Annotated in this window: 20 protein-coding genes; 12 read left to right on the top strand and 8 right to left on the bottom strand. The window is 62.6% G+C overall.

Annotated elements, in window-relative coordinates:
• The first annotated feature begins 237 nt into the window (after positions 1-237).
• From D5400_RS01580 to D5400_RS01560, 5 genes are all read left to right on the top strand, one after another.
• A complete protein-coding gene (locus D5400_RS01580) occupies positions 238-483 on the top strand; it encodes a hypothetical protein (protein WP_126007013.1) in 246 nt (81 codons plus the stop codon).
• A 252-nt stretch (positions 484-735) separates the two neighbouring features.
• A complete protein-coding gene (locus D5400_RS01575; protein ID WP_126007011.1) occupies positions 736-1,383 on the top strand; it encodes a DNA-binding transcriptional response regulator in 648 nt (215 codons plus the stop codon).
• A 159-nt stretch (positions 1,384-1,542) separates the two neighbouring features.
• Positions 1,543-1,998, top strand: coding sequence for a hypothetical protein (locus D5400_RS01570; RefSeq protein ID WP_126007009.1), 456 nt, complete (start codon positions 1,543-1,545; stop codon positions 1,996-1,998).
• On the top strand, positions 1,998-2,864 hold the full coding sequence (locus D5400_RS01565; RefSeq protein ID WP_126007007.1) for a hypothetical protein: 867 nt from the start codon (positions 1,998-2,000) through the stop codon (positions 2,862-2,864). The genes D5400_RS01570 and D5400_RS01565 overlap by 1 nt, the downstream gene beginning before the upstream one ends.
• A 918-nt stretch (positions 2,865-3,782) precedes the next feature.
• Complete coding sequence (locus tag D5400_RS01560; protein WP_126007005.1) at positions 3,783-4,244, top strand: AAC(3)-I family aminoglycoside N-acetyltransferase; 462 nt, start codon at positions 3,783-3,785, stop codon at positions 4,242-4,244.
• Positions 4,245-4,279: 35 nt separating this feature from the next.
• On the opposite strand, the gene D5400_RS01555 is transcribed toward D5400_RS01560, so the two are convergent.
• The 3 genes from D5400_RS01555 to D5400_RS01545 all read right to left on the bottom strand — a co-directional run bounded on the left by D5400_RS01555 (position 4,280) and on the right by D5400_RS01545 (position 7,038).
• Positions 4,280-5,746 (bottom strand): alanine/glycine:cation symporter family protein, encoded by a 1,467-nt coding sequence (locus tag D5400_RS01555; protein WP_126007003.1) that lies wholly within the window; start codon positions 5,744-5,746, stop codon positions 4,280-4,282.
• Positions 5,747-6,052: 306 nt separating this feature from the next.
• Entirely contained in the window at positions 6,053-6,343 is a 291-nt protein-coding gene (locus D5400_RS01550; RefSeq protein WP_126007001.1) for a hypothetical protein, read from the bottom strand.
• Positions 6,344-6,369: 26 nt separating this feature from the next.
• Entirely contained in the window at positions 6,370-7,038 is a 669-nt protein-coding gene (locus D5400_RS01545) for a hypothetical protein (RefSeq protein ID WP_126006999.1), read from the bottom strand.
• 151 nt (positions 7,039-7,189) lie between these two features.
• On the opposite strand from D5400_RS01545, the gene polA reads away from it, so the two are divergent.
• Positions 7,190-10,207: a DNA polymerase I gene (gene polA, locus D5400_RS01540; protein ID WP_126006997.1), complete on the top strand. Its 3,018-nt coding sequence runs from the start codon at positions 7,190-7,192 to the stop codon at positions 10,205-10,207.
• Positions 10,208-10,223: 16 nt separating this feature from the next.
• Here polA and D5400_RS01535 read toward each other — a convergent pair whose 3' ends face one another.
• On the bottom strand, positions 10,224-10,934 hold the full coding sequence (locus tag D5400_RS01535; protein WP_126006995.1) for an SDR family oxidoreductase: 711 nt from the start codon (positions 10,932-10,934) through the stop codon (positions 10,224-10,226).
• A 143-nt stretch (positions 10,935-11,077) separates the two neighbouring features.
• Here D5400_RS01535 and D5400_RS01530 point away from each other — a divergent pair, with 143 nt between their 5' ends.
• Positions 11,078-11,956: a DMT family transporter gene (locus D5400_RS01530; RefSeq protein WP_245451392.1), complete on the top strand. Its 879-nt coding sequence runs from the start codon at positions 11,078-11,080 to the stop codon at positions 11,954-11,956.
• A 12-nt stretch (positions 11,957-11,968) separates the two neighbouring features.
• Here the strand turns inward: D5400_RS01530 and kynU are convergent, their stop codons facing one another.
• From kynU to D5400_RS01515, 3 genes are read right to left on the bottom strand one after another with little or no spacing between them, the layout of a single operon-like run.
• The gene (gene kynU, locus D5400_RS01525) at positions 11,969-13,162 is read right to left on the bottom strand and encodes a kynureninase (RefSeq protein WP_126006993.1); all 1,194 of its coding nucleotides are present in this window, start codon (positions 13,160-13,162) and stop codon (positions 11,969-11,971) included.
• Between the two features lie 23 nt (positions 13,163-13,185).
• The gene (locus D5400_RS01520; protein WP_126006990.1) at positions 13,186-14,286 is read right to left on the bottom strand and encodes a cupin domain-containing protein; all 1,101 of its coding nucleotides are present in this window, start codon (positions 14,284-14,286) and stop codon (positions 13,186-13,188) included.
• Positions 14,287-14,289: 3 nt separating this feature from the next.
• Entirely contained in the window at positions 14,290-15,453 is a 1,164-nt protein-coding gene (locus D5400_RS01515; RefSeq protein ID WP_126006988.1) for an aminotransferase class I/II-fold pyridoxal phosphate-dependent enzyme, read from the bottom strand.
• Positions 15,454-15,493: 40 nt separating this feature from the next.
• Here D5400_RS01515 and D5400_RS01510 point away from each other — a divergent pair, with 40 nt between their 5' ends.
• The gene (locus tag D5400_RS01510; protein ID WP_126006985.1) at positions 15,494-16,252 is read left to right on the top strand and encodes an N-acyl homoserine lactonase family protein; all 759 of its coding nucleotides are present in this window, start codon (positions 15,494-15,496) and stop codon (positions 16,250-16,252) included.
• Here D5400_RS01510 and D5400_RS01505 read toward each other — a convergent pair.
• Complete coding sequence (locus D5400_RS01505; protein WP_126006983.1) at positions 16,249-16,986, bottom strand: SDR family NAD(P)-dependent oxidoreductase; 738 nt, start codon at positions 16,984-16,986, stop codon at positions 16,249-16,251. The two genes, D5400_RS01510 and D5400_RS01505, sit on opposite strands and share 4 nt — an antisense overlap.
• A 71-nt stretch (positions 16,987-17,057) precedes the next feature.
• On the opposite strand from D5400_RS01505, the gene D5400_RS01500 reads away from it, so the two are divergent.
• From D5400_RS01500 to D5400_RS01485, 4 genes are all read left to right on the top strand, one after another.
• Complete coding sequence (locus D5400_RS01500) at positions 17,058-17,813, top strand: GntR family transcriptional regulator (RefSeq protein WP_126006981.1); 756 nt, start codon at positions 17,058-17,060, stop codon at positions 17,811-17,813.
• Positions 17,810-18,595 (top strand): ABC transporter substrate-binding protein, encoded by a 786-nt coding sequence (locus D5400_RS01495; protein WP_126006979.1) that lies wholly within the window; start codon positions 17,810-17,812, stop codon positions 18,593-18,595. The genes D5400_RS01500 and D5400_RS01495 overlap by 4 nt, the downstream gene beginning before the upstream one ends.
• 79 nt (positions 18,596-18,674) lie before the next feature.
• Positions 18,675-19,340 (top strand): amino acid ABC transporter permease, encoded by a 666-nt coding sequence (locus D5400_RS01490; RefSeq protein ID WP_126006977.1) that lies wholly within the window; start codon positions 18,675-18,677, stop codon positions 19,338-19,340.
• Between the two features lie 35 nt (positions 19,341-19,375).
• Positions 19,376-20,521 (top strand): aminotransferase class V-fold PLP-dependent enzyme, encoded by a 1,146-nt coding sequence (locus D5400_RS01485; protein WP_126006975.1) that lies wholly within the window; start codon positions 19,376-19,378, stop codon positions 20,519-20,521.
• The last annotated feature ends 10 nt before the right edge of the window (positions 20,522-20,531 follow it).

The following is a 20,531-nucleotide window of genomic DNA, read 5'->3' as shown; positions in this document are numbered from 1 at the left end:
GCGGAAACTGGCGATCGAATCGCGCGAGCCGATGTTGGCTCACCTTCTCGCCATGGCTGAACTTGAGGCCAGGAATGAGCCTCCCGAAGTCTGCAGCGATGCTGGTCGCGTACCCTTAGACACGGAAACAAAGTGTTTCCAAAAGCTATAGCGATCCGCTTAAACTAGCGGTTGCAGAAAATGCATTTGCATGTAACTTCGCGCCGACTTGAAATATCGGCATGGAGTGGTGTGCGCATGACGCTCGACCAAGCTGCAGATTATCTGGCGGTGGTCGAAGAACCGGATGTCCGGACGGACCTCGCATTGACCCGGTTGATCGTTGACCTGAGGAGCCGACCCGAGCTCACAAGATCGGCCGGCAATTTCCAAGCCGCCTTCTTCACGCTCCAGCGCGCCTTGCTTGAAGAAAGAGAAGACGCCGAGGACCACCGGTTCCACGCCATGACGTGCCTCGCCGAACTACGCCGCGCGGTGGGTTAGGCGGGTAACGATGACAGGCTGCATTGGGGTGGCTTGCAGACGGTCCGCTTCCGGATTGAAGAGGTGGGAGAGCGGTCGTCCCTACCCGCTGCACGGCGACATTCTCGCGGCTCACTTCAGCTGCCCGTCAGCGAGAAACAATGGTCCCAGTGACAACACGTCAAACTTCGGTTGTATTACCATGGGGCTTTTGGCGCTTATGCTATATTAAATTGCTTCACTATTGACCCCAGAAGGCCTTCGGTTGGTGCCATGCTTGACATCCACATCAGTCCCGCGCCGAGCTCCGTAGGGTTTGACTGGGCGCCGGTTATCGGCCTGATCCCGCATGTAATATGGGCCGCGGTTGTCATCATCATACTCTTGTGGATCGGGCGCGAAGGGCTCAAGGCGCTCGCCGGCCGTGTACACAAGGTCGGCGCAGCCGGCTTCGCGATCGAGTTCCAGGCTACGATAGAAAGCGCCGCTGCAGCGCATCATCAGCAGATTCCAGTTACGGATCTCGGCAGGGCGTCCCGAAGGCTATCCAGCCAGCAAGCTCTCCTCAAGGGTTCGCGGCTACTTTGGGTCGATGACCGCCCTGACAACAACCGTAACGAGATCAAGCTCTTTGAGGAAGTCGGCGCACGCGTCGACACGCAGCTAACCAGCGCAGCCGCTGAAGCCGCCATCATGCAGGTGACATTTGACCTCATCATTTCCGACATCGACCGCGAAGGCACCGCGAAGGAGGGGCTGCGCTTTGCAGCCCATCTCGCACAGGTCCGCAACAGCCCTCCGCTCGTTTTTTATGTTGCGCACGCGCTCAGGCCGGCTCCGGTTTCGGCATTTGGCATTACCGATCGGCCAGACGAGTTGGTACACCTTGTTCTTGACGCGCTCGGCCGATCAAGGAGTTGATCGTTGTATATACAGTGGTTCGTGAAAGGGATATCTGGGGAGGTAGGAGCGCTTGACTGGCAAGCGGCGCAAGACCTTCTCAAGAATGCAAGCGGTATCCAATCAAACTGGTGGCGAAATATTCCCGGTGGAGCAATCACGCCGGGTCAGATAGACGCCGTGCTGACGGATAGCAACCTCGACCGGCACATCCACGACTACGCAAATTTCGGCTCGCAGACACCGTTCATTTCCGTTGCTTCCGGCTGCGTGGAACGTGACACACTACTATCGCAGAACCATGTCTATTCGGCGTTGACTACGGCGCTCGACTTCGCGACCGATGCCGGGCAGCACCCAGGAGCACTCTTCTACGGCTGGGTTCTCGTGGCGCTCAATCCGGCTGTTCCGCTCTCGGCCGTTGCCGAAGAAATCCGAGATCTTAACGTCCACCATCGTTGGTCGCCATTCCAGCTCGAGGGTGAGATCACGGCTAAAGTTCATATTCCCGCCAATCAGATCAGGTCGGTGGAGTGGTGGGACGGCAAAAACGGCAGGACGACGCTGGCCGCAACATTCTCCAACCCCGGCTTCATTGCGCCGACCCCGATCATCAATGTCCGGGACCTTTTCTGATGGCCGACTATGCTGAGCAGCTCGGCCTTGATCGCGTTCGAATGGGGCGGCGGATCATTTTCCTGAACGACCGTGCGGACTGGCACGATCGGCGCAAAAGCCCGCTCGATACGGCCTGCGCTGCGACGGCGCGGCGCGACGCCGGCATCATTGCCCTGCTGCTCGATCAGAAAGAGGTCGCGAGCGAACTGCTAGCGAAAGCTGGAGCAGAATTCGCGTCGATCGGGCTCTTCGCTGGCTATATGCTACAAAGTCTAGTTAGTCCTGAGCGCGTGCATCGCGGCGATTTCGCCGCTGAGGATATGATCGCGCGCTTCGGTCATAGCTCCTTTACGGAGGACCCAGACGTTCGTCGCGTGAGGGAAGAAGGCACATTGCCTTTCGAAAAAGATTCGCGCCAATCGCCTCAGCAGTTGCTGAACCTCTACCAAGCGCTTCGCGGTCGGCGGATCGAACGTACGCATTTTGCCAGCGAAGTAGCATTCAGACGGCTACAGGTTAATGCGAGCGCGACCATCGGCCTCTCCGGCCTGCCGGTAGGCAGCTATCTGAAGCTTTTCGATCGCTTCGGCTCAAACGACGCAAACTCGCGTGATCTGGACACTGTATTCGCGGCTGCGATCCGGCGCAGGGACCTGATCGATGCTGCTCGCGCAGATGAATTCCACTGGCGCATGATGATGAAGCCGGCGGAACTTGTCGATCTCGATCTAATCGCGCTCGGCATGAATGCGTTCGAAGCTGGCGAGATTTCAACGTCAATGCTTTTTGAAACGGTAGAGCGGGTTGGAACAGAAGCGGCTTTGCCGTTCCTCTTGGCTCGCGACCTCCAGGGACCGGCCGCGCCCCTTCATTCATTCGAATAAGTGTGTTGATTAAATCATGCGGCCGGAATTTGTATCTGGCAATCAGAACCTGATGTACCTTGGGTCTAGAATATTTCGTGCCGGACTGTTGATAATTTTAGCACATCATATTTGATGGCAACTTGAATCTCTGTCTCGTCTGTGCTCGGTAACAACGGCTGGGGGTTCCCAATCAGTGGCATTTTTTGGGAAAATTTGATGCCTTCGAACGGCGGGTTTCAAGCCGTAGGCAAGACCGAGCGGAACGACCGCAATGGGGTCGTGAGCAGTCATAACTGCTCCCCAATTTCCCCGCCCCTCCGCCCCGTGCCATACTCCCTTCGTCCCCGCCGGTTGGAAGCATTCGTGAGACGTCCGGGTGCGGGTGGGGGACGGCGCTTCCGGTTGTGGGGAACGGTGCCCGCAGCCTGGAGCTGGACCGACAGCGCCTCCGCCGGCACTACGACCGGCTTTGGCTCCGTGTCCATACAAGCCGTCGGTGCGGAAGCGAGCGATGATCCCCGTGAGCTGCGATGCGGCCGGTGGAGAGGCGTTCGATCCGGGCTGAGCGCGCGAAGCCGCATGAAGGATCCCGCCGGGAGCCTGAAGTGCGCCATCATGCGCTCGTGAAGGTCCGGTCCCGCATGAAGTCCCCGTCAAAAGGGCGACGGTGCAGAGGGTGTCGACTGGTCCAGAGGGACGAGGGTCCCGTGAAACGTCGGGCGGGGCGCGCGAAGCGAGCCACACCTACTTTTTCTATCGAGGCCCGCTTCGCGCGCCCCGTCTCCATTCTGCTTCATCCCCCGGGCGGCGAAAGCCGCGCCGGGCAAAGCCGCATGGGCCTCCTTCTTGGCCTGTTCCGCTGCCGGCCTCTCCCGCTCGAAGACTGGCCGCGCTACGCTCCGCGCACCGGACAGGCGACAGGAAACGGAGTGATCGATGATCGAGATCAGGCGGCTCACTGCGGGTGACGAGGCGCACGCGCGCCAGCTGAACGGCCTTTTCGCGCGGGAATTTGACGATCCCGAAAGCTATGCGTCCAGGCCGCCGGCCGACGCCTGGCTCGCGCGGCTTCTCGCCCGCGAACACGTGCATGCCCTGGTGGCCTTGGACGGGGACGATGTGATCGGCGGTCTCGTCGCCTATGAGCTCGAAAAGTTCGAGCAGCAGCGCTCGGAAATCTACATCTACGATCTTGCGGTTGCCGAGGCCCATCGCAGGCAGGGCGTCGCCACCGCTCTGATCGGAAGGCTCTGCGCGATCGGCGCTGAGCGCGGCGCCTGGGTCGTCTATGTCCAGGCCGATTACGGCGACGAGCCGGCCGTGGCGCTCTACACCAGGCTCGGCACACGCGAGGACGTCATGCATTTCGACATCGCCGTCAAAGCCGGCGGCGGCTGAAGGCGCCGCCGCCGACCAGGTCTGTCGTCGAGCCGTCAGACGCCCGTCGGCCGGCTCTCCACCACCGTCTCGGGGTTCGCCTTGGCATAGGGCCAGGCTTCGTGGTCGAGGTCGAGATCCGGGAACGCCGTCGGCCGGAAGACCGGCCGGTCCACGCCCGATTTCAGCTGGTCCCGGAAATCGTTGAGCACGCGCAGCGCGGTGGGAAATAGCATCATGATCGCCATCAGGTTCACGATCGCGAGCACGCCCATCAGCGGGTCGGAGAAGAAGAACACCGCCGTTGCGCCCGGTGCCGTCGCGCCGAGGAATACGATCACGACGATCGCCAGCCGCAGCACGTGCAGCGCCGCCGGTGCGCCCGTCATCACCTTCAGCGCCGTCTCGCCCAGATAGTAGTTGTAGATGATCGAGCTGAAGGCAAAGAGCAGGATCGCGAAGGTCAGGAAATACTGCGACCAGTTGCCCACCTGGCTCACCAGCGATTGCTGAGTCAGCACCACCCCGTCGATCCCTTCGGCGCCCGGCTGGTAGACGGGGCTGAGCAGGATGATGAAGGCCGTGCACGAGCAGATGATGATCGTGTCGATGAAGACCGAGAAGGATTGCGTGATGCCCTGGCTGATCGGGTGGCGCACATCGGCGGTCGCCGCCACGTTCGGGGCCGAGCCTAGGCCGGCTTCGTTGGAAAAGAGGCCGCGCCTTAGGCCCTGCGCCAGCGCTGCGCCCACGCCGCCGCTGACGGCTTCTTCCAGGCCGAACGCATTGGCGATGATCGACCAGATCACGCCGGGCAGCTCCGTGATGTTCATCACGATGACGATGAGCGCCAGCCCGATATAGATGAACGCCATGATCGGGATGATGACGTCCGCCACCTTGGCGATGCGCCGGATGCCGCCATAGACGATGAAGCCGGTGATGATGGCGAGCAGGATGCCGCTCCACAGCCGGTCGACGCCGAGGCTGTCATTCACCGCGCCGGCAAACGTGTTGCCCTGGAACGCGTTGAAGCCGAAGGCGAAGGCGAGCATCAGGCAGATCGCGTAAACGACGGCGAGCCACCGGTAGCGGTGGCCGAGCCCGTGGATGATGTAGCTCGCCGGTCCGCCGCGATAGGTGCCGTCGCCGTTCGAGCGTTTGTAGAGCTGCGCCAGCGATGCTTCGACGAGGCTCGTCGCCATGCCGACCAGCGCGATCGCCCACATCCAGAACACCGCCCCCGGTCCGCCGAGCGTGATCGCGACCGCCACGCCCGCGATGTTTCCGCCGCCGACACGGCCGCCGACGGAGATCAGAAGCGCTTCGCGCGCGCTGATCGCATTCGGATCGCCGCTCTGGTTCTTGCCCGAGAGCACGCGGAACATGCGGGTGAAATATTCGATCTGGACGAAGCCGCTCATCACCGTGATGAACACGCCGAACACCACGAGAATGGGGATCAGCGCCCATCCCCAGGTGAGGTCCTCGATCAGACCGAAAAAGCCGGTAATCAGATCCATAAGCTCAAAATCCCCTCTTGGAGCGGGCCGCTCCTTCAAAATGCGATCGCAACGCCCCTCCCTCCAGCACGAACGCGCGACCAATGGAAGCTCGTTTGACCGCCGCGGACGATGCGACGTTCATCCCATTGAGGCTGAGGGGCTGCCACAAAGCAACCGTCAGGGACTAACTTTGAACCTTGCTCGTCACCGAGCGGCCCATGCTCGTCTCTTGTTGGTAGATATTCTGCGCCAGCCCGTTGGCGGCTTTCACTCGCCGGGACAGCCTATCGCATGCCAGGCGGGGCGTTGCCGGCGGATTGACCGTCAGCTTTTCGAAATCCGCCACCGGCCCCACAGCCAGCGCACCGACCACGCAATGCCTGCCAGGCACCCCACGACGGCGCCGGTGAGAACGGCAAAGCCCAGGAACAGGATCTCGCCGCCGCGCGCATCGCCCTCCGCCCATTGCAGCAAGGCAAAAGCGCCAAGCGCAAAGCAAGCTGCCCCGGCAGCCATGCAACCGATCAGGACGGCGAAGCACACGAGAATTTCGAAGCCCGGGATCGTGTGCCCAGGTTGACGGGAATTGCCGGCGCGGTGCTCGATATTCCCCATGGGCTCACGCCCCGGATGATTGCCGCTCATGCGCCGTCGTCGATGACGATTTCGCAATCCGGTTCGAACCCTCCGGCCTCGACCGCTTCATTGCATTCGTCCAGCGCTCTTTGGCGAACATCCTCGCCGCTCCACATGGCCCAAGCGGTCGTATTGCGGGATCGTGCAACGATCTTCGGTCCCTCAAGCGCGTCCACATTCTGGGAAAACGCAAAGGTGGCTTCGTGCGACAGCAACGAGCCGTCGTCGTCGCTCCAGTTCTCCGGCACGATCCGGCCGATCCGGTAGCACTCGGAGTCTCCTTCGCTCCGTTCGGCGTCGCAGTCGGCCAGTGCGGATTTTTCCGCCGCTTCCATCGAATGCAATTGCCGGCGCAGATGGATGGAGAGCTGCCTCGATCCTTCCGGCAGAAACGCATAGATCGCACCGAAGAAATGCGCATCTCCGATCGTGTCGATCAGCATCGTGCCGAGGTCCTGCCTTTGCTGCGCATTGAGCCCGTCATTTTCAATTTCGAGCCGGTATCTTTCGGCGTCCGGAAGCGCGGCCTTGGCCTCGTCGCTCGTGATGACGGCAGTGGCTGGCGCGTCCTGGGCGGCCGCCGGCAGTGGCATGATCGAGGCAGCCAGTAGCCCGGCATAGCCGAGAGCCAGTGGAGCACGCAGCGCGCCAAGGTCGCCAAAGGCTGAGAACATTTTGTCGGCTCCAATACGCGTCGGTTGCACGGTAGGAGGCGAACTTTCCAATGGAGTGTGTCGAAAGCATGGGCACCGGGCGCCGCAACAACGGCGTTGGCGAAGCGACGCCGTGTAGACTCGCTTTCGTCGCCGCGCTAATCGTCGGCGCATGAAAAACGGCGATCACCTCTTCCTTGTCGACGGTTCGGGCTACATCTTCCGGGCCTACCATGCGCTCCCGCCTCTGACGCGCAAATCCGATGGCCTGCCGGTCGGCGCCGTGTCCGGCTTCTGCAACATGCTGTGGAAGCTGCTTGTCGAGGCGCGCGACACGGAAGTGGGCGTCACGCCGACGCATTTCGCGGTGATCTTCGATTATTCCTCAAAGACCTTCCGCAACACGCTCTACGATCAGTACAAGGCGAACCGCTCCGCCCCGCCGGATGATCTCATCCCGCAATTCGGCCTGATCCGTCAGGCCACGCGTGCCTTCAACCTGCCTTGCATCGAGAAGGAAGGGTATGAGGCAGACGATCTGATCGCCACCTATGCGCGGCTGGCTGTCGAGGCGGGCGGTGATGTCACGATCGTCTCCTCCGACAAGGACCTGATGCAGCTCGTTACCCCTAAAGTGTCGCTCTACGACACGATGAAGGACAAGCAGATCGGCATTCCCGAGGTCATCGAGAAATGGGGCGTACCGCCTGAAAAGATGATCGACCTGCAGTCGCTGACCGGGGACTCGACAGACAACATTCCCGGCATCCCCGGCATAGGCCCGAAAACGGCCGCGCAGTTGCTTGAGGAATATGGCGATCTCGATACGCTTCTGGAACGTGCGTCCGAGATCAAGCAGAACAAACGGCGCGAAAACATCATCCAGTTCGCCGATCAGGCACGGCTGTCGCGCGAGCTCGTCACGCTGAAGCTCGATACCCCGATCGATGTCGGGCTCGAGGAATTGAGCCTCGATCCGCAGGATGGGCCGAAGCTCGTCGGTTTTCTGAAGGCGATGGAATTCACGTCGCTCACGCGCCGGGTCGCGGAAGCCACCGGCACAGACGCGGCTGCCGTCGAGCCGTCCAATGTCCAGGTGCAGTGGGGGGCTGACGCCCACGGACCCGATCTCGACAAGGGCGATGCAGCAGCGCCTTCGGGCGGAGCAACGGTGGCCCAAAAGGCAGCTGGCGGCTCGGAGCAAACCGTTGCAAGTGCCTCCTTGAGCGCCAAGACGGAGACCTGGACGCCTCAGGCGCTGGCAAAGACTCGCGCCGAAACGGCAGCAACCAGCGCGATCGATCGAACGTCCTATGTCACCATTTCCGATCTGGAGACGCTCGACCGCTTCATCGCTATTGCCCGTGAAACCGGGCTCGTCGCCTTCGACACGGAAAGCAATGCGCTGGATGCGATGCAGGCCGATCTCGTCGGCGTGTCGCTCGCGGTTGCCGGCAACAGCAAGGATGCCTCCGGCAGGGATATCATGGCGGCCTACCTGCCGCTTGCCCACCGTACCGGCGAAGGCGACATGTTTGGCGGCGGCATCGCCGAAGGGCAGGTGAATTTCGACGAGGCGCTTGCCCGGCTGAAGGTGCTGCTGGAAGACCCGGCCATCCTCAAAGTGGGCCAGGACTTGAAATATGACTGGCTGCTGATGAAGCGCTACGGCGTCGAAATCGGCCCGTTCGACGATACGATGCTGATGTCATATGTCGTCGAATCGGGCATGGCGAGTTTCGGGGGCTCCGGCGGCCATGGCATGGATGCGCTGGCTGAACGCTGGCTCGGCCACAAGACCATCGGGCTCAAGGAGGTCGCGGGCTCCGGCAAGGGGCAGGTGACGTTCGATTTCGTGTCGATCGAGAAGGCCACCGAATACGCCGCCGAGGATGCCGATGTCGCGCTGAGACTCTGGTTCGCGATCAAGCCGCAGCTGGTGGCCAAAGGTCTCGTGCACGTCTACGAGCGGCTGGAGCGGCCACTGCTGCCGGTCCTAGCCCGCATGGAAGAGCGCGGGATCTCGGTGGATCGCCAGATCCTGTCGCGCCTGTCCGGCGAATTTGCGCAAGGGGCGGGCGCCCACGAGGCGGCGGCCTATGAACTTGCCGGCGAGAAATTCAATCTGGGTTCGCCCAAGCAGCTCGGTGAAATCCTGTTCGGCAAGCTCGGCTTGCCGGGCGGCTCGAAGACGAAGACCGGGCAGTGGTCGACATCGGCGCAGGTGCTCGAAGATCTGGCCGCGGTCGGCCACGAGCTGCCGCGCAAGATCGTGGATTGGCGGCAGCTGTCGAAACTGAAATCGACCTATACCGATGCGTTGCCGGGTTACATTCATCCGCAGACGAAGCGCGTCCACACCTCCTATTCGCTTGCCTCGACGACCACCGGCCGGCTCTCTTCCTCCGAACCGAACCTGCAGAACATCCCGATCCGCACCGCCGAAGGCCGCAAGATCCGCACGGCCTTCATCGCGGAACCGGGCAACAAGCTGGTCTCGGCCGATTACAGCCAGATCGAACTGCGCGTGCTCGCCCATGTGGCCGATATTCCGCAGCTGCGCCAGGCGTTCGCCGATGGCATTGACATCCATGCGATGACGGCGTCGGAAATGTTTTCCGTGCCGATCGAAGGCATGCCGTCGGAAGTCCGCCGGCGGGCGAAAGCCATCAATTTCGGCATCATCTACGGCATTTCCGCCTTCGGCCTCGCCAACCAGCTCGCCATCGAGCGGTCCGAGGCGAGCGACTACATCCGCCGCTATTTCGAGCGGTTTCCGGGCATCCGCGATTATATGGATGCGACCAAGGCGTTTGCGCGTGAGCATGGCTATGTGGAAACGATCTTCGGCCGCCGGGCGCACTACCCGGAAATCCGCTCATCGAACCCTCAGGTCCGGGCGTTCAACGAGCGCGCGGCGATCAATGCGCCGATCCAGGGCTCGGCTGCCGACATCATTCGCCGGGCGATGATCCGCATCGAGCCGGCATTGGCACAATCGAGCCTGTCCGGCCGCATGCTGCTGCAGGTGCATGACGAACTGATCTTCGAGGTGCCCGAAGCGGAAGTGGACCAGACGATCGAGCTCGTCACCGATCTCATGGAAAACGCAGCCATGCCCGCGCTCTCCATGAAGGTGCCGCTGAAGGTGGATGCGCGCGCCGCCGACAATTGGGGCGAGGCACACTGACAGCCGGTCGAGTGGCTCAGCTGTAGATCATCTTGCGCGTCATGCCGCCATCGACGGTGAACTCGGCTCCGGTGACGAAGCCGGCTTTCTCGGACAGGAGGTAGGCGGCAAGATGCGCGATGTCTTCCGGCGTGCCGACGCGGCCGGCCGGATGCTGGGCGTGATCTTCGGCCGAAAGCTTAGCCCCCGAAACGTCGATCCAGCCCGGCGAGATGCAGTTGACGCGCACGTCCGGCCCAAGGCTGATCGCCAGCGAGTGGGTCAGCGCGACGAGCCCGCCCTTGGTCGCGGAATAGGCGTGCGTGTCCTTCTCGCTCATATGCGCCCGAGTGGATGCGATCAGCACCATGGCGCCTTTCGCTTGCCGCAGCGCCCCTTCGCCATGTTTTGCGAGAAGGAAGGCGGCCGTCAGGTTGATTGCGATCACCCGGTTCCAGTCGGCGAGCGTCAGTTCGGAAAGGCCAGCAAACTCGGAGATGCCGGCATTGGAAACGATGGCATCGATGCGGCCGCTGCGTTCCTGCACGCCCTCGATCAACGCGACGATGTCGTCCTCGCGCGCCACATCGCAGGCCACGAAATCACATCCGGTTTCCTCCACGATCGCGGCGCCCTTCTCTTCATCGAGGTCGGCGACGACGACATCCCAGTCTTCGTCGATCAGTTGACGCACGATGCCCGCGCCTATTCCGGAAGCGCCACCGGTGACGATCGCCGTCTTCATCATCCCGAAATTCCTTTCGACTGCTTCAATAATTTTCGCCTGGTGAACCTGCCCGCGCTTTCAGACGGTGATAGGGTCACCCTTCCTCCAAAAGCCGGATCCGAGCAAACGGGTTCCGCGATCCCTGGACTGCTTTGAAGAAACCTTTGACCCAATTTCCGCCCCCAGCCTCGCCCGACGCCCGACCGGTTCGCCTCCTGCTCGGCATTGCCCTGACGGTCGGCTCAACCTTCGTGCTTGCCAGCATGGATGCCCTGTCGAAACTGCTGACCGGCGACCTGCCCGTGGTGCAGGTGGTGTGGGGTCGCTATTTCTTCCATACGCTGATCGTGATGACGGTGCTCGCACTGCGCGCGAAGCCGGGCTTCTGGAAAAGTCGGCGTCTCGACCTGCAATTGGTGCGGGCGCTGTTGCTGTGCGCCACGACGTTTCTTCTCTACGCGTCGCTGATCCATGTGCCGCTTGCCGATGCGACCGCGGTGCTGTTCTTCGCGCCGGTGCTCGTTACGCTGCTGGCCTATCTGGTCCTGGGTGAAAGCGTGGGGCCGCGCCAGCTCGTCGCCGTGGTCGTCGGTTTCCTGGGCGTTCTCCTGATCATCCGGCCCGGCTTCGGCGCCGAAGCCGCCATGCTGATCCCGCTCGGCGCAGCCGTGCTTTTGGCGTTCTTCTATCTGCTGACGCGGCTTGTCGGCCGCTACGATGGTGCGTCGACCACACTCTTTTATACGACCAGCGTTGGCGCCGTATTGTTTTCGCTGGCGCTGCCCTTTGTCTGGGAAACGACGACCCTGCCGCAGATCGGCCTGATGGCTGCGATGGGAAGTTTAGGCGCGCTCGGGCATTTCCTGCTCGTGCGCGCCTTTGCCATCGCGCCGGCTTCGTCGCTATCGCCTTTTCTCTATTCCCAGATCGTGGCTGCCGCCACGATCAGTGTCGTCGTTTTCGGGGACCCGCTGCAATGGACGATGATCGCCGGCGCCGGTCTTCTCGTCGGCAGCGGCATCTATGTCTGGCTCAGAAGTTAGCCGGCGAATCGATCAGGTGACGCGGGCGCGGCGCTTGTACTCTTCGCGGTCCCAGAGCTTGCCGTCCATGACCTCCGCGATGATCTTCACGGCGCCCTCCACTTCGGCCTCGCCGATATAGAGCGGCGTGAAACCAAAGCGCAGGATGTCCGGCGCGCGGAAATCGCCGATCACCTTGCGCGCGATCAGGGCCTGCATGATTGCGTAGCCTTCCGGGTGACGAAAACTCACCTGGCTGCCGCGCAGGGCTGCTTCGCGCGGCGTCGCGAGCGTCAATTCCGGGCAAGCGGCCTCGACGCCGGCGATGAAGCGCTCCGTCAGTTCGATCGAGCGGGCGCGCACGTCGGCCATCGTGGTCATGTCCCAGATATCCAGCGCCGCTTCGAGCGCAGCCATCTGCAGCACCGGTGGCGTGCCGACGCGCATCCGCTCGATGCCGCGGCCGGGCCTGTAGTTCTGGTCGAAGGCGAATGGCTGCTCGTGGCCGAGCCAGCCGGCAAGCGCGGGCTCCGCACTTTCGGCAAGATCGGGCCTGACATAGATGAAGGCCGGGCCGCCCGGGCCCGAGTTCAGATATTTGTAGGTGCAACCGACGGCGAAATCGGCATCGGCGCCCGTCAAATCGACGGGTACGGCGCCGGCCGAGTGGGCGAGATCCCAGACGGTCAGCGCACCGGCCGCGTGGGCCTTTTCAGTGATCCGCTTCATGTCGTGCATGCGCCCGGTGCGGTAGTCGACCTCTGTGATGAGGGTCACCGCAACCGTCTCGTCGATCGCGCCTTCGACTTCTTCCGGCGCGACCGTCTCCAGGCTGTAGTCTTGGCCCAGCAGCCCGACCAGGCCTTCGGCCATATAGAGGTCGGAGGGAAAATTGCCGGTGTCGGACAGGATGATCTTGCGATCGGGCCGCAGCCGCAGCGCCGAGGCAAGCGCTTGGAATACCTTGATCGACAGCGTGTCGCCCATGACGACGGTACCGGCGGGCGCGCCGATCAGCTTGCCGATGCGGTCGCCGATATCCGTCGGCTTGGCCATCCAGCCGGCCTTGTTCCAGCCGGTGACGAGCATGTCCCCCCATTCGGCCGTGATGGTCGAGGCGACCCGTTCGGCTGCCTTCCTGGGCAGGGGGCCGAGCGAGTTGCCGTCGAGATAGATGAGGCCCTCGGGGAGATGAAATTCGCTGCGGGTCTTGTTGAAGTCGCTCATGCGGTCCTTAGCCGGCGCACCAATCAGGCGGCGCCTGCTTCCTCTGTGTCGGTGATGAAACGGGCGGGAAGCGAAACTTCCAGCAATTCGATGTCGTCTGAGGGATCGGCGTAGCGGGTCACGAGGCCCGGCGGCACCACGAAAGCATCGCCGGCGCCGAGACGCTGCGTCTCCTGGCCTTCTGCCTCCAGCGTCAGTTCGCCATCCATGACGAAGGTGAAGAGGATGTCGCTGTCATGGCGCGCAAAGACCGGCGTGCCTTCGCCGCGCTTGGCCACATGCACGCCGGCGACGCCCTGCGTGTTCTCGCCGATCGTCGTGTCACGGGCGACGAAGCCCGGCAGCCGGAACGGCTTCCAAGTGGCTTCCGCCGTCTTGTGATGCACGAAGCGCTGACCCTGGAACCGCCTGTCCGGATTGGCCGGGCCATTCGGCAGGGTCATGGAATGATCGATCGACGTGACATGCTCCGCCGGCACGCCGATCTCGATCACCTCGATGTTTGGGCTCGCATAAAGCACGCGGTGACGGATTTCCGGCGGCTGGATGACGCAATTGCCGGCTTCGAGCCGGAAAGGCTCGCCCTGGTCCTCGTAAACGAGGTCGACCCAGCCGCGATAGCAGAAGATCAACTGGAAGCCGACGGTGTGGTAATGCACCATGTCCGGCACGGGGCCGCCATCGGGAATGCGGATGTGGCTCGCAATGATCGAGCCGCCGAGACGGGATGGCACGAGATCGCGGTAGTGCATGCCGGCGCGACCGATGACCCAGGGTGCCTGGTCGGCGAGCCGGCGAACCACGAAATCATGCGCGGTCGTCGGCGTCGCAAGCGGTACATGCAGCGGTTCGATCTCGATCCGCGTGCCGTTCGGAGCGGTCAGCCGTCGCTCGCCGCCTGCGAAGCCATCCGGGTCGTCGGTCAGGATGCGGATCGTGCCGGGCGGTTCGTTCGAATGGGCATCGAGGCAGAGCCGCAGTCCGTGACCGGACACCACCGCGACCTTGGGGTCGTCTGCCGGGAAGATCGTATCGAGACGCATCTTCAGCACTTTGGTGAAGAAGGGCAGGTCGTCGCGCACGTCCTTCGTGGGAAGGCGCATTTCTGCACGCGTATCGCTCATGGCTCATGCCTCTCGCAATGGTTTGTGGTTTCTCTGTTCCGGTGCATCCCAATCCTGCAAGAGCTGGGAGGCCCGTGAAAGCCCGTCCTCCAGCCGCACACTCTCGCCCCCTCCGACACCAAGCCGGATGTGCCCGGGCATGTCGTAGGCGGAACCAGGCAGAAGGAAGGTGCGGTAGGGGGCCGCAAGCAGGCGCCTCGCGAAATCGTCAGAATCGATTCCGTCTGCCAAACGAGCTAGCCCGATCAGGCCCGCCTGCGGTCGCACCCAGGAAAGCTTCGGCTCATCCGCCACGAACCGGTCAAGGCGATCGAGATTGGCGCGGCCTTCTGCGCGTGCGCGGTTTAGCGCGGGACCGAGGCGCTCGGGACGCAGCGCGATCTCGGCGATCGCCTCGCCCATGACGTTCATGATCTCGCTGGCGTTTTCGCGCAGGATCACGGCGTCCATGATCAGGTCCTTGTCGCGGCAGATCATCCATCCGGTGCGCAGGCCCTGGAGTCCGAGCGCCTTCGAGACGCTGCCGGTCGTGATGCCGCGCTCGTAAAGTCCCGCAATGCTTGGCGCGCGTGTGCCTTCCCATTCGAGCCCGGCATAGACCTCGTCGATGAGAAGCCAGGCACCGACCGAGCGCGCGATGGCGACGATCTCGGCGAGCTCCGCCTCGTCCATCAGCCGGCCGGTGGGATTGTTGGGGTTCGACAGGAAGATGAGCTTCGTGCGCGGCGTGACCGCATCGCGCAGCTCACCGAGCGGCAGGCGCCATTGATCCTCTTCGCGGCGATGGACAAAGCGCATGGTGGCCCCGACGGCCGCGCCGAGAACGGCGGCCTGCGGCCAGCCCGGCACTTCCGTAACGATCTCGTCGCCGGCCTCGACCAACTGGCGGATGACGAGATAATTGGCTTCCGCTGCACCCGCCGTGATCAAGACATCGTCCGGCGTGCAGATGCCGGGAAGTCCGGCCTGCGCGATCACATGCTCCCGGAGCGCCGGAAGCCCGCGGAACGACTTGCCGTTCCAGTCCAGCGATAGTTCCGGATCGAGATCGGGAAGAAAGTCGCCGAGCTTCGGCGAGCGCGCCAGCGAAAAGCCGACGATCGCTTCCGGGTCCGCCTCGGTCGTATCGAGCAGATACTGAAAGAGCGTGTGAATCTTGACTTTCATCCGGATCGGCACCTACTAGGCGGAAAGAGGAGATTACTAAATGAATTCAGAAATTTATATCAAAGGTAAGCCGGTATCGCTGACCGTTCTCGACTACGGTTTGTTCAAGGTCCATGCCAATGGCCGGGTGATCGGGATCGTCGGCTTTCTGATCCGCACCGACCGCGACGAGACCATTCTCGTCGATACCGGTTTCCCGGCTAAGTATGCCTATGACATCGAGGCCTCCAGCGCCGAAGACAAGCTTGGCAGCTTTGGCGTCGTGCTTTCGCTCACCGAGGAGAACCTGCCAAAGGCGCAACTGGCCAAGGCCGGCGTCGCGATGGACGATGTCGATCTCCTCGTCATGACGCACACCCATATCGACCATGTCGGCGGGATCGCCGATTTCCCCGGCCGCCCGATCCTCATGTCGGCCGCAGAACGCGCGCTTGAAAAGCCGATATACTGGAGCGGGCTGAAGCCGCTCGACTGGCCGGATCGCGAATACATGCTGGTCGATGGCGACGTCGATCTCGGCCCCGGTCTCAAGGTTCTGGCAGCCCCCGGCCACACGATCGGCCAGCTGGCCCTGCTCGTCGAGCTGCCCGAGACCGGTCCGGTGCTTCTGACGGGCGATGCCATCTCGCGGCCGGCGGAAATCGACGAGCGCTTCGATACAGCCGACGATCCGACAGCTGCGATCGAAAGCGCCGACCGGTTGATGCGTCTGGCGGCTGAGAAGGGTGCGATGATCATTTACGGCCACTCGCCCGAGCAGTGGCCGCAGCTGAAGAAATCGCCGGAATTCTACGCTTAGCGAACATCGCGACCCTGATTGAGGATGATGACATTGCCGCTTGAAACGTCGCCTGCCGGTGAAAGCAGGAAGGCGACCCAAGCGGCGATTTCGCTCGGCTGCATGGCGCGGCCATGCGGCATGGCTGCGAGTGCCTTCTCGAGGACCTCTTCGCTGACGACGCCGAAGAGCGGCGTCTCGGTCATGGCTGGCGCGATGGAATTGACGGCGATCTTGTCGCGGGCATAGCGGCGCGCGAGATCCTTCGTCAGCGTGTCCATCGCCGCCTTGCTCGCGCGGTAATGCGGCGGGTCGAACACATCGAAATTGTAGGCGCCGTTCGAAGAGATCATGACGATCTTGCGCACGCCGGGCCGGCCGGCCATGAGCTTCACGGCCTGCTGCGAGCAGTGAAACGCGGACGAGAAGTTGATCGACATCTGACGATCGAGTTCGTCGGCGGGAATGTCCGGAAAGGCGGACATGAGGCACGTGCCGGCATTGTTGACGAGTGCGTCGATGCCGCCGTGCTTTTGGGCGATTGCCTCGAACACTTCCGCGATCGCATCGGCCTTCGTCAGATCGACCTGATGGCCTTCAAAATTGCCTTCTGAAGCCGCTTCCATCGCCTTCACGGCCTTCCCGTCGATGTCGAGGCCGACGACGGTCATGCCCGATTGCAGCAGGGTTTCCACGATCGCTCGCCCCATGCCTCCGGCGGCGCCGGTAACCACCGCGATCCTCGTTTCAGCCATCCACACATCTCCCTTGCTGCAGGCAATAATTATAGTGGATTTGCCGGATTGTATATAATAAGATTTTTGTCATGGGGTATTCGGCCAAGACAGATGCGGCTTTCGAGATGCTGCACCGTGACATTCTGAACGGCAGTCACGCGCCCGGTCAGCCGCTGCGCATCGCAGCGCTTTCGGGCCTCTATGGCGTGAGTGCCACCCCGTTGCGCGAGGCTCTTTCCCGTCTTGAAGAGAAGCAATTGGTCGTCGGCAGCGCCAACCGTGGATGGCGCGTCGCTCCTGTCTCACTGCCCGAGCTGGAAGATCTTGAAATCGCCCGCCTGACCGTGGAGACTTCGCTTCTGGAAGATGCGATCGCCCATGGCGATCTCGATTGGGAAAGCGGCATTGTTGCTGCCCATCATCGCCTCACCCAGGTTGCGCCACCTGCGGGCAATGTCGATGTCGCCGCCCGCCAGCTGTGGGACGAGACGCATGATGCGTTTCACATCGCACTGCACGCCGCCGGACGTTCGTCCTGGCTGAAGCGTTTTTTCGTGCGGACGGCAGAGCAACTGCGGCTGCACCACCAGGCACTTCTCTTCCATCCGCGCGCCATTAACCCGCATGGCCCGGAGAAGCACACGCCGGAAACCGAAGCGCTTTTGTCCCGCGCACATTCGGTATCCGCCCACACGGAATTGATGCAGGTCGTTCTCGATCGCGACGCCCCGGTGGCGCGTGAGAAGCTGCGCCTGCATGTCGAGATCACGCTGGAGGTCTTTCGATCGATCGCCGGCGCGAGCGTGAAGGAAAAAAAGGCCAAACGAGAGGAACAAGTCACATGAAGAAACTGCTGCTTGCCACAACGACCCTTGCACTCGGCCTGACAGCCGGTGCAGCGGCATTCGCCGAGACGCTCACCGTCGGCGCTTATCCGTCGAACCCGCCATGGGAATTCAAGAACGAGCAGAGCGAGTTCGAAGGCTTCGAAGTCGACCTGATCACGGAAGTCGCCGAACGGCTCGAGATGGACCTCGAGATCTCCGACCTCGGCTTCCAGGCACTGTTCGCCGCCACCGCTTCCGGCCGCATCGACGTTGCGATCTCCACGATCACGATCACGCAGGAGCGCCTGCAGAGCCAGTCCTTCACGCAGGGCTACTACGACGCGGACCTCGCGCTCGTGTCCCTCGCTGACGGCGCGTCGAGCCTTGCAGATCTCGCTGGCGAGCCCGTCGGCGCCATTGCCTCCTCGACCGGCGATGCCTGGATCCAGGCCAACACGGCCGAATACGGTTTCGGCGAGCTGCGCACCTACCCGGACCAGCAGGGTCTGCTGCTCGACGTGCGTGCAGGCCGCATTGCCGGCGCCATCGGCGACGTGACGGGCTTCATCTTCGCAGCCAAGGAAATGCCTGATCTCAACATCGCCGAAGTGATCCCGACTGGGGACCAGTACGGCCTGATGCTGCCGAAGGGCTCCGAACTGCTGGAGCCGATCAACGCGGCCATCAGCGAGATCAAGGAAGACGGCACGCTCGCCGAAATCTACGAGAAATGGCTTGGCGAAGCACCTGCGGCCGACAGTTCGACCGTGACGGTGCTTGAAATTCCCACCGCCGAGTAAGCGGCATTTCGCGACATGGCGGCCCGTTGCAACAGACGGGCCGCTTCTTTTTGATCTCTGACAAGCGCGAAGGTCCGCCATGAGTTTCGTCGACACATTCCTCAACATCGATGTCATCATGCGCGTGCTGCCGATGCTGTGGCGCGGCATCTGGAACACGTTGGCGCTGGCGGGCGCGACCTTGACGGTCGGCGCGATCGCCGGGGTCCTGATGTGCCTGATCCGGCTTTATGCCGCCAAGCCGTTCCGGCTGCTGGCCGTCGCCTATATCGACGTGTTCCGGGCGATCCCGATCCTCGTGCTTCTCGTCCTCATCTATTACGCGCTGCCCTTCATGGGCCTGCGCTTCTCGCCCTTCGTCTCGGCCGTGCTGGCGCTCAGCCTCGTCTTTTCCGCCTTTACGGCGGAAGTGTTTCGCGCCGGCATCCAGGCGATTCCGAAGGGTCAGACGGAAGCCGCTGAATCGCTCGGGCTGCCGTTTCGCATCATCATCATCAAGGTGATCCTGCCGCAGGCGTTTCGCATCGCCATTCCGCCGCACACATCGAACTCGGTTGCGATCGCAAAGGACACGTCGCTCGCTTCCGTGGTGGCAATGCCGGACCTGCTCAAGCAGGCGACCGATGCGCAGGCGCTGACCGCCAATCCATCGCCGCTGATCGCCGCCGCGCTCATCTATCTGATCGTTCTTTTGCCGGCGGTGCGTCTCGTTTCCTATCTCGAAAACCGCTTCCGCACGAATTGATCGCCACCCAGCACCCAGGGACTTGAAGACATCACATGACCGCTCAGCGCCTCGAAAAGGATGGCTCCGGCTATTTCCTCTATCACTCGATCGGCCAGTATCCCGGCAAGGCTGAGGACATTGCCGCGGCGATGACCGAGTTTGCCGGTGTCTGGGGTGCGCCGGACGATGGCCAGTGGAGCGCGATCCTGGGTCGGCGCGCTGAGTTCATCGAGCATTGGCGCCGCCTGATCGGCGCGCCCGAGGGCACCGTGACGACATCGGAAAACGTGACCGCCGCGCTCTATGCGTTGATCGGCGCACTCCCGGGCAAGCATCTCAAAGGACGCAAACTCCTGGTGGCAGGCGACTGCTTCCCGTCGCTGCACTTCCTCCTGACGGCGCTTGCACCCCGCTTCGGCTTTTCGCTGGAGACCGTGCCGCTGCGCCAAGGCGCGTCCTATGTGGAAGACGAGGACGTGATCGCCCAATGGGACGAGACCGTCGGGCTGGCGCTCCTGACCTGGGTGTCGTCCACCTCGTCGCATCGCGCAGACATTGCCGCGCTGACCGCCCATGGCCGCAAGATGGGTAGCCTTGTTGGCGTCGATATCACGCAGGCCGCCGGGCTACTGCCGTTCTCCGTCAACGAACCGGCTGTGGATTTCACCATCTCCACCAGCCTCAAATGGATGTGCGGCACGCCGGGCGCGGGGATACTTCACGTGGCGAGCGAGTTGATCGCCGCCTGCGAGCCTGAGTTTCGCGGCTGGTTCAGCCAGGAAAACCCGTTTTCCTGGGACCTGGACAAGTTCCACTATGCATCCGACATCCGCCGCTTCGACAATGGCACCCCCTCGGTGGTCTCTGCTCTTGCAAGCCTGCCTGCGATGCGCTGGCATGCGGCCCAGGACCAGCAGGCGCTGCTTGCGCACAACCGGGCGCTGTCAGACGCCATCTTCGCCGGCATCGAGGGCCTGCCGTTCAGCCTCGTCAGCCCGCGCGACGACAACGCGCGCGGCGGCAGCGTGATGATCCGTCTGGAGGACAGCCAAACCGCCGAGGGCCTGCTATCGACCTTGCGCGATCGCGGCATATACGCAGACAGGCGGGACGCGCTGCTGCGCTTCTCGCCTGGTCCTGTGACGACGATGGACGGGGTCGCAGTGCTGGTGGATGCCATGCGAACCCATCTTTCCTGATCGATAGGCT

This window comes from Georhizobium profundi (genome assembly GCF_003952725.1).
In the GTDB taxonomy this organism is placed as follows: domain Bacteria; phylum Pseudomonadota; class Alphaproteobacteria; order Rhizobiales; family Rhizobiaceae; genus Georhizobium; species Georhizobium profundi.
Note: the sequence above shows the minus strand (reverse complement) of the source record. Positions and strands in the feature narration are given on the sequence as shown.

Bases quoted from the DNA above. Each gene is read 5' to 3' on its own strand.
- D5400_RS01580 (WP_126007013.1), top strand. From the start codon at position 238: ATGACGCTCGACCAAGCTGCAGATTATCTGGCGGTGGTCGAAGAACCG.
- D5400_RS01575 (WP_126007011.1), top strand. From the start codon at position 736: ATGCTTGACATCCACATCAGTCCCGCGCCGAGCTCCGTAGGGTTTGAC.
- D5400_RS01565 (WP_126007007.1), top strand. From the start codon at position 1,998: ATGGCCGACTATGCTGAGCAGCTCGGCCTTGATCGCGTTCGAATGGGG.
- D5400_RS01560 (WP_126007005.1), top strand. From the start codon at position 3,783: ATGATCGAGATCAGGCGGCTCACTGCGGGTGACGAGGCGCACGCGCGC.
- D5400_RS01555 (WP_126007003.1), bottom strand. From the start codon at position 5,746: ATGGATCTGATTACCGGCTTTTTCGGTCTGATCGAGGACCTCACCTGG.
- D5400_RS01550 (WP_126007001.1), bottom strand. From the start codon at position 6,343: ATGGGGAATATCGAGCACCGCGCCGGCAATTCCCGTCAACCTGGGCAC.
- D5400_RS01545 (WP_126006999.1), bottom strand. From the start codon at position 7,038: ATGTTCTCAGCCTTTGGCGACCTTGGCGCGCTGCGTGCTCCACTGGCT.
- polA (WP_126006997.1), top strand. From the start codon at position 7,190: ATGAAAAACGGCGATCACCTCTTCCTTGTCGACGGTTCGGGCTACATC.
- D5400_RS01535 (WP_126006995.1), bottom strand. From the start codon at position 10,934: ATGATGAAGACGGCGATCGTCACCGGTGGCGCTTCCGGAATAGGCGCG.
- kynU (WP_126006993.1), bottom strand. From the start codon at position 13,162: ATGAGCGACTTCAACAAGACCCGCAGCGAATTTCATCTCCCCGAGGGC.
- D5400_RS01520 (WP_126006990.1), bottom strand. From the start codon at position 14,286: ATGAGCGATACGCGTGCAGAAATGCGCCTTCCCACGAAGGACGTGCGC.
- D5400_RS01515 (WP_126006988.1), bottom strand. From the start codon at position 15,453: ATGAAAGTCAAGATTCACACGCTCTTTCAGTATCTGCTCGATACGACC.
- D5400_RS01510 (WP_126006985.1), top strand. From the start codon at position 15,494: ATGAATTCAGAAATTTATATCAAAGGTAAGCCGGTATCGCTGACCGTT.
- D5400_RS01505 (WP_126006983.1), bottom strand. From the start codon at position 16,986: ATGGCTGAAACGAGGATCGCGGTGGTTACCGGCGCCGCCGGAGGCATG.
- D5400_RS01500 (WP_126006981.1), top strand. From the start codon at position 17,058: ATGGGGTATTCGGCCAAGACAGATGCGGCTTTCGAGATGCTGCACCGT.
- D5400_RS01495 (WP_126006979.1), top strand. From the start codon at position 17,810: ATGAAGAAACTGCTGCTTGCCACAACGACCCTTGCACTCGGCCTGACA.
- D5400_RS01490 (WP_126006977.1), top strand. From the start codon at position 18,675: ATGAGTTTCGTCGACACATTCCTCAACATCGATGTCATCATGCGCGTG.
- D5400_RS01485 (WP_126006975.1), top strand. From the start codon at position 19,376: ATGACCGCTCAGCGCCTCGAAAAGGATGGCTCCGGCTATTTCCTCTAT.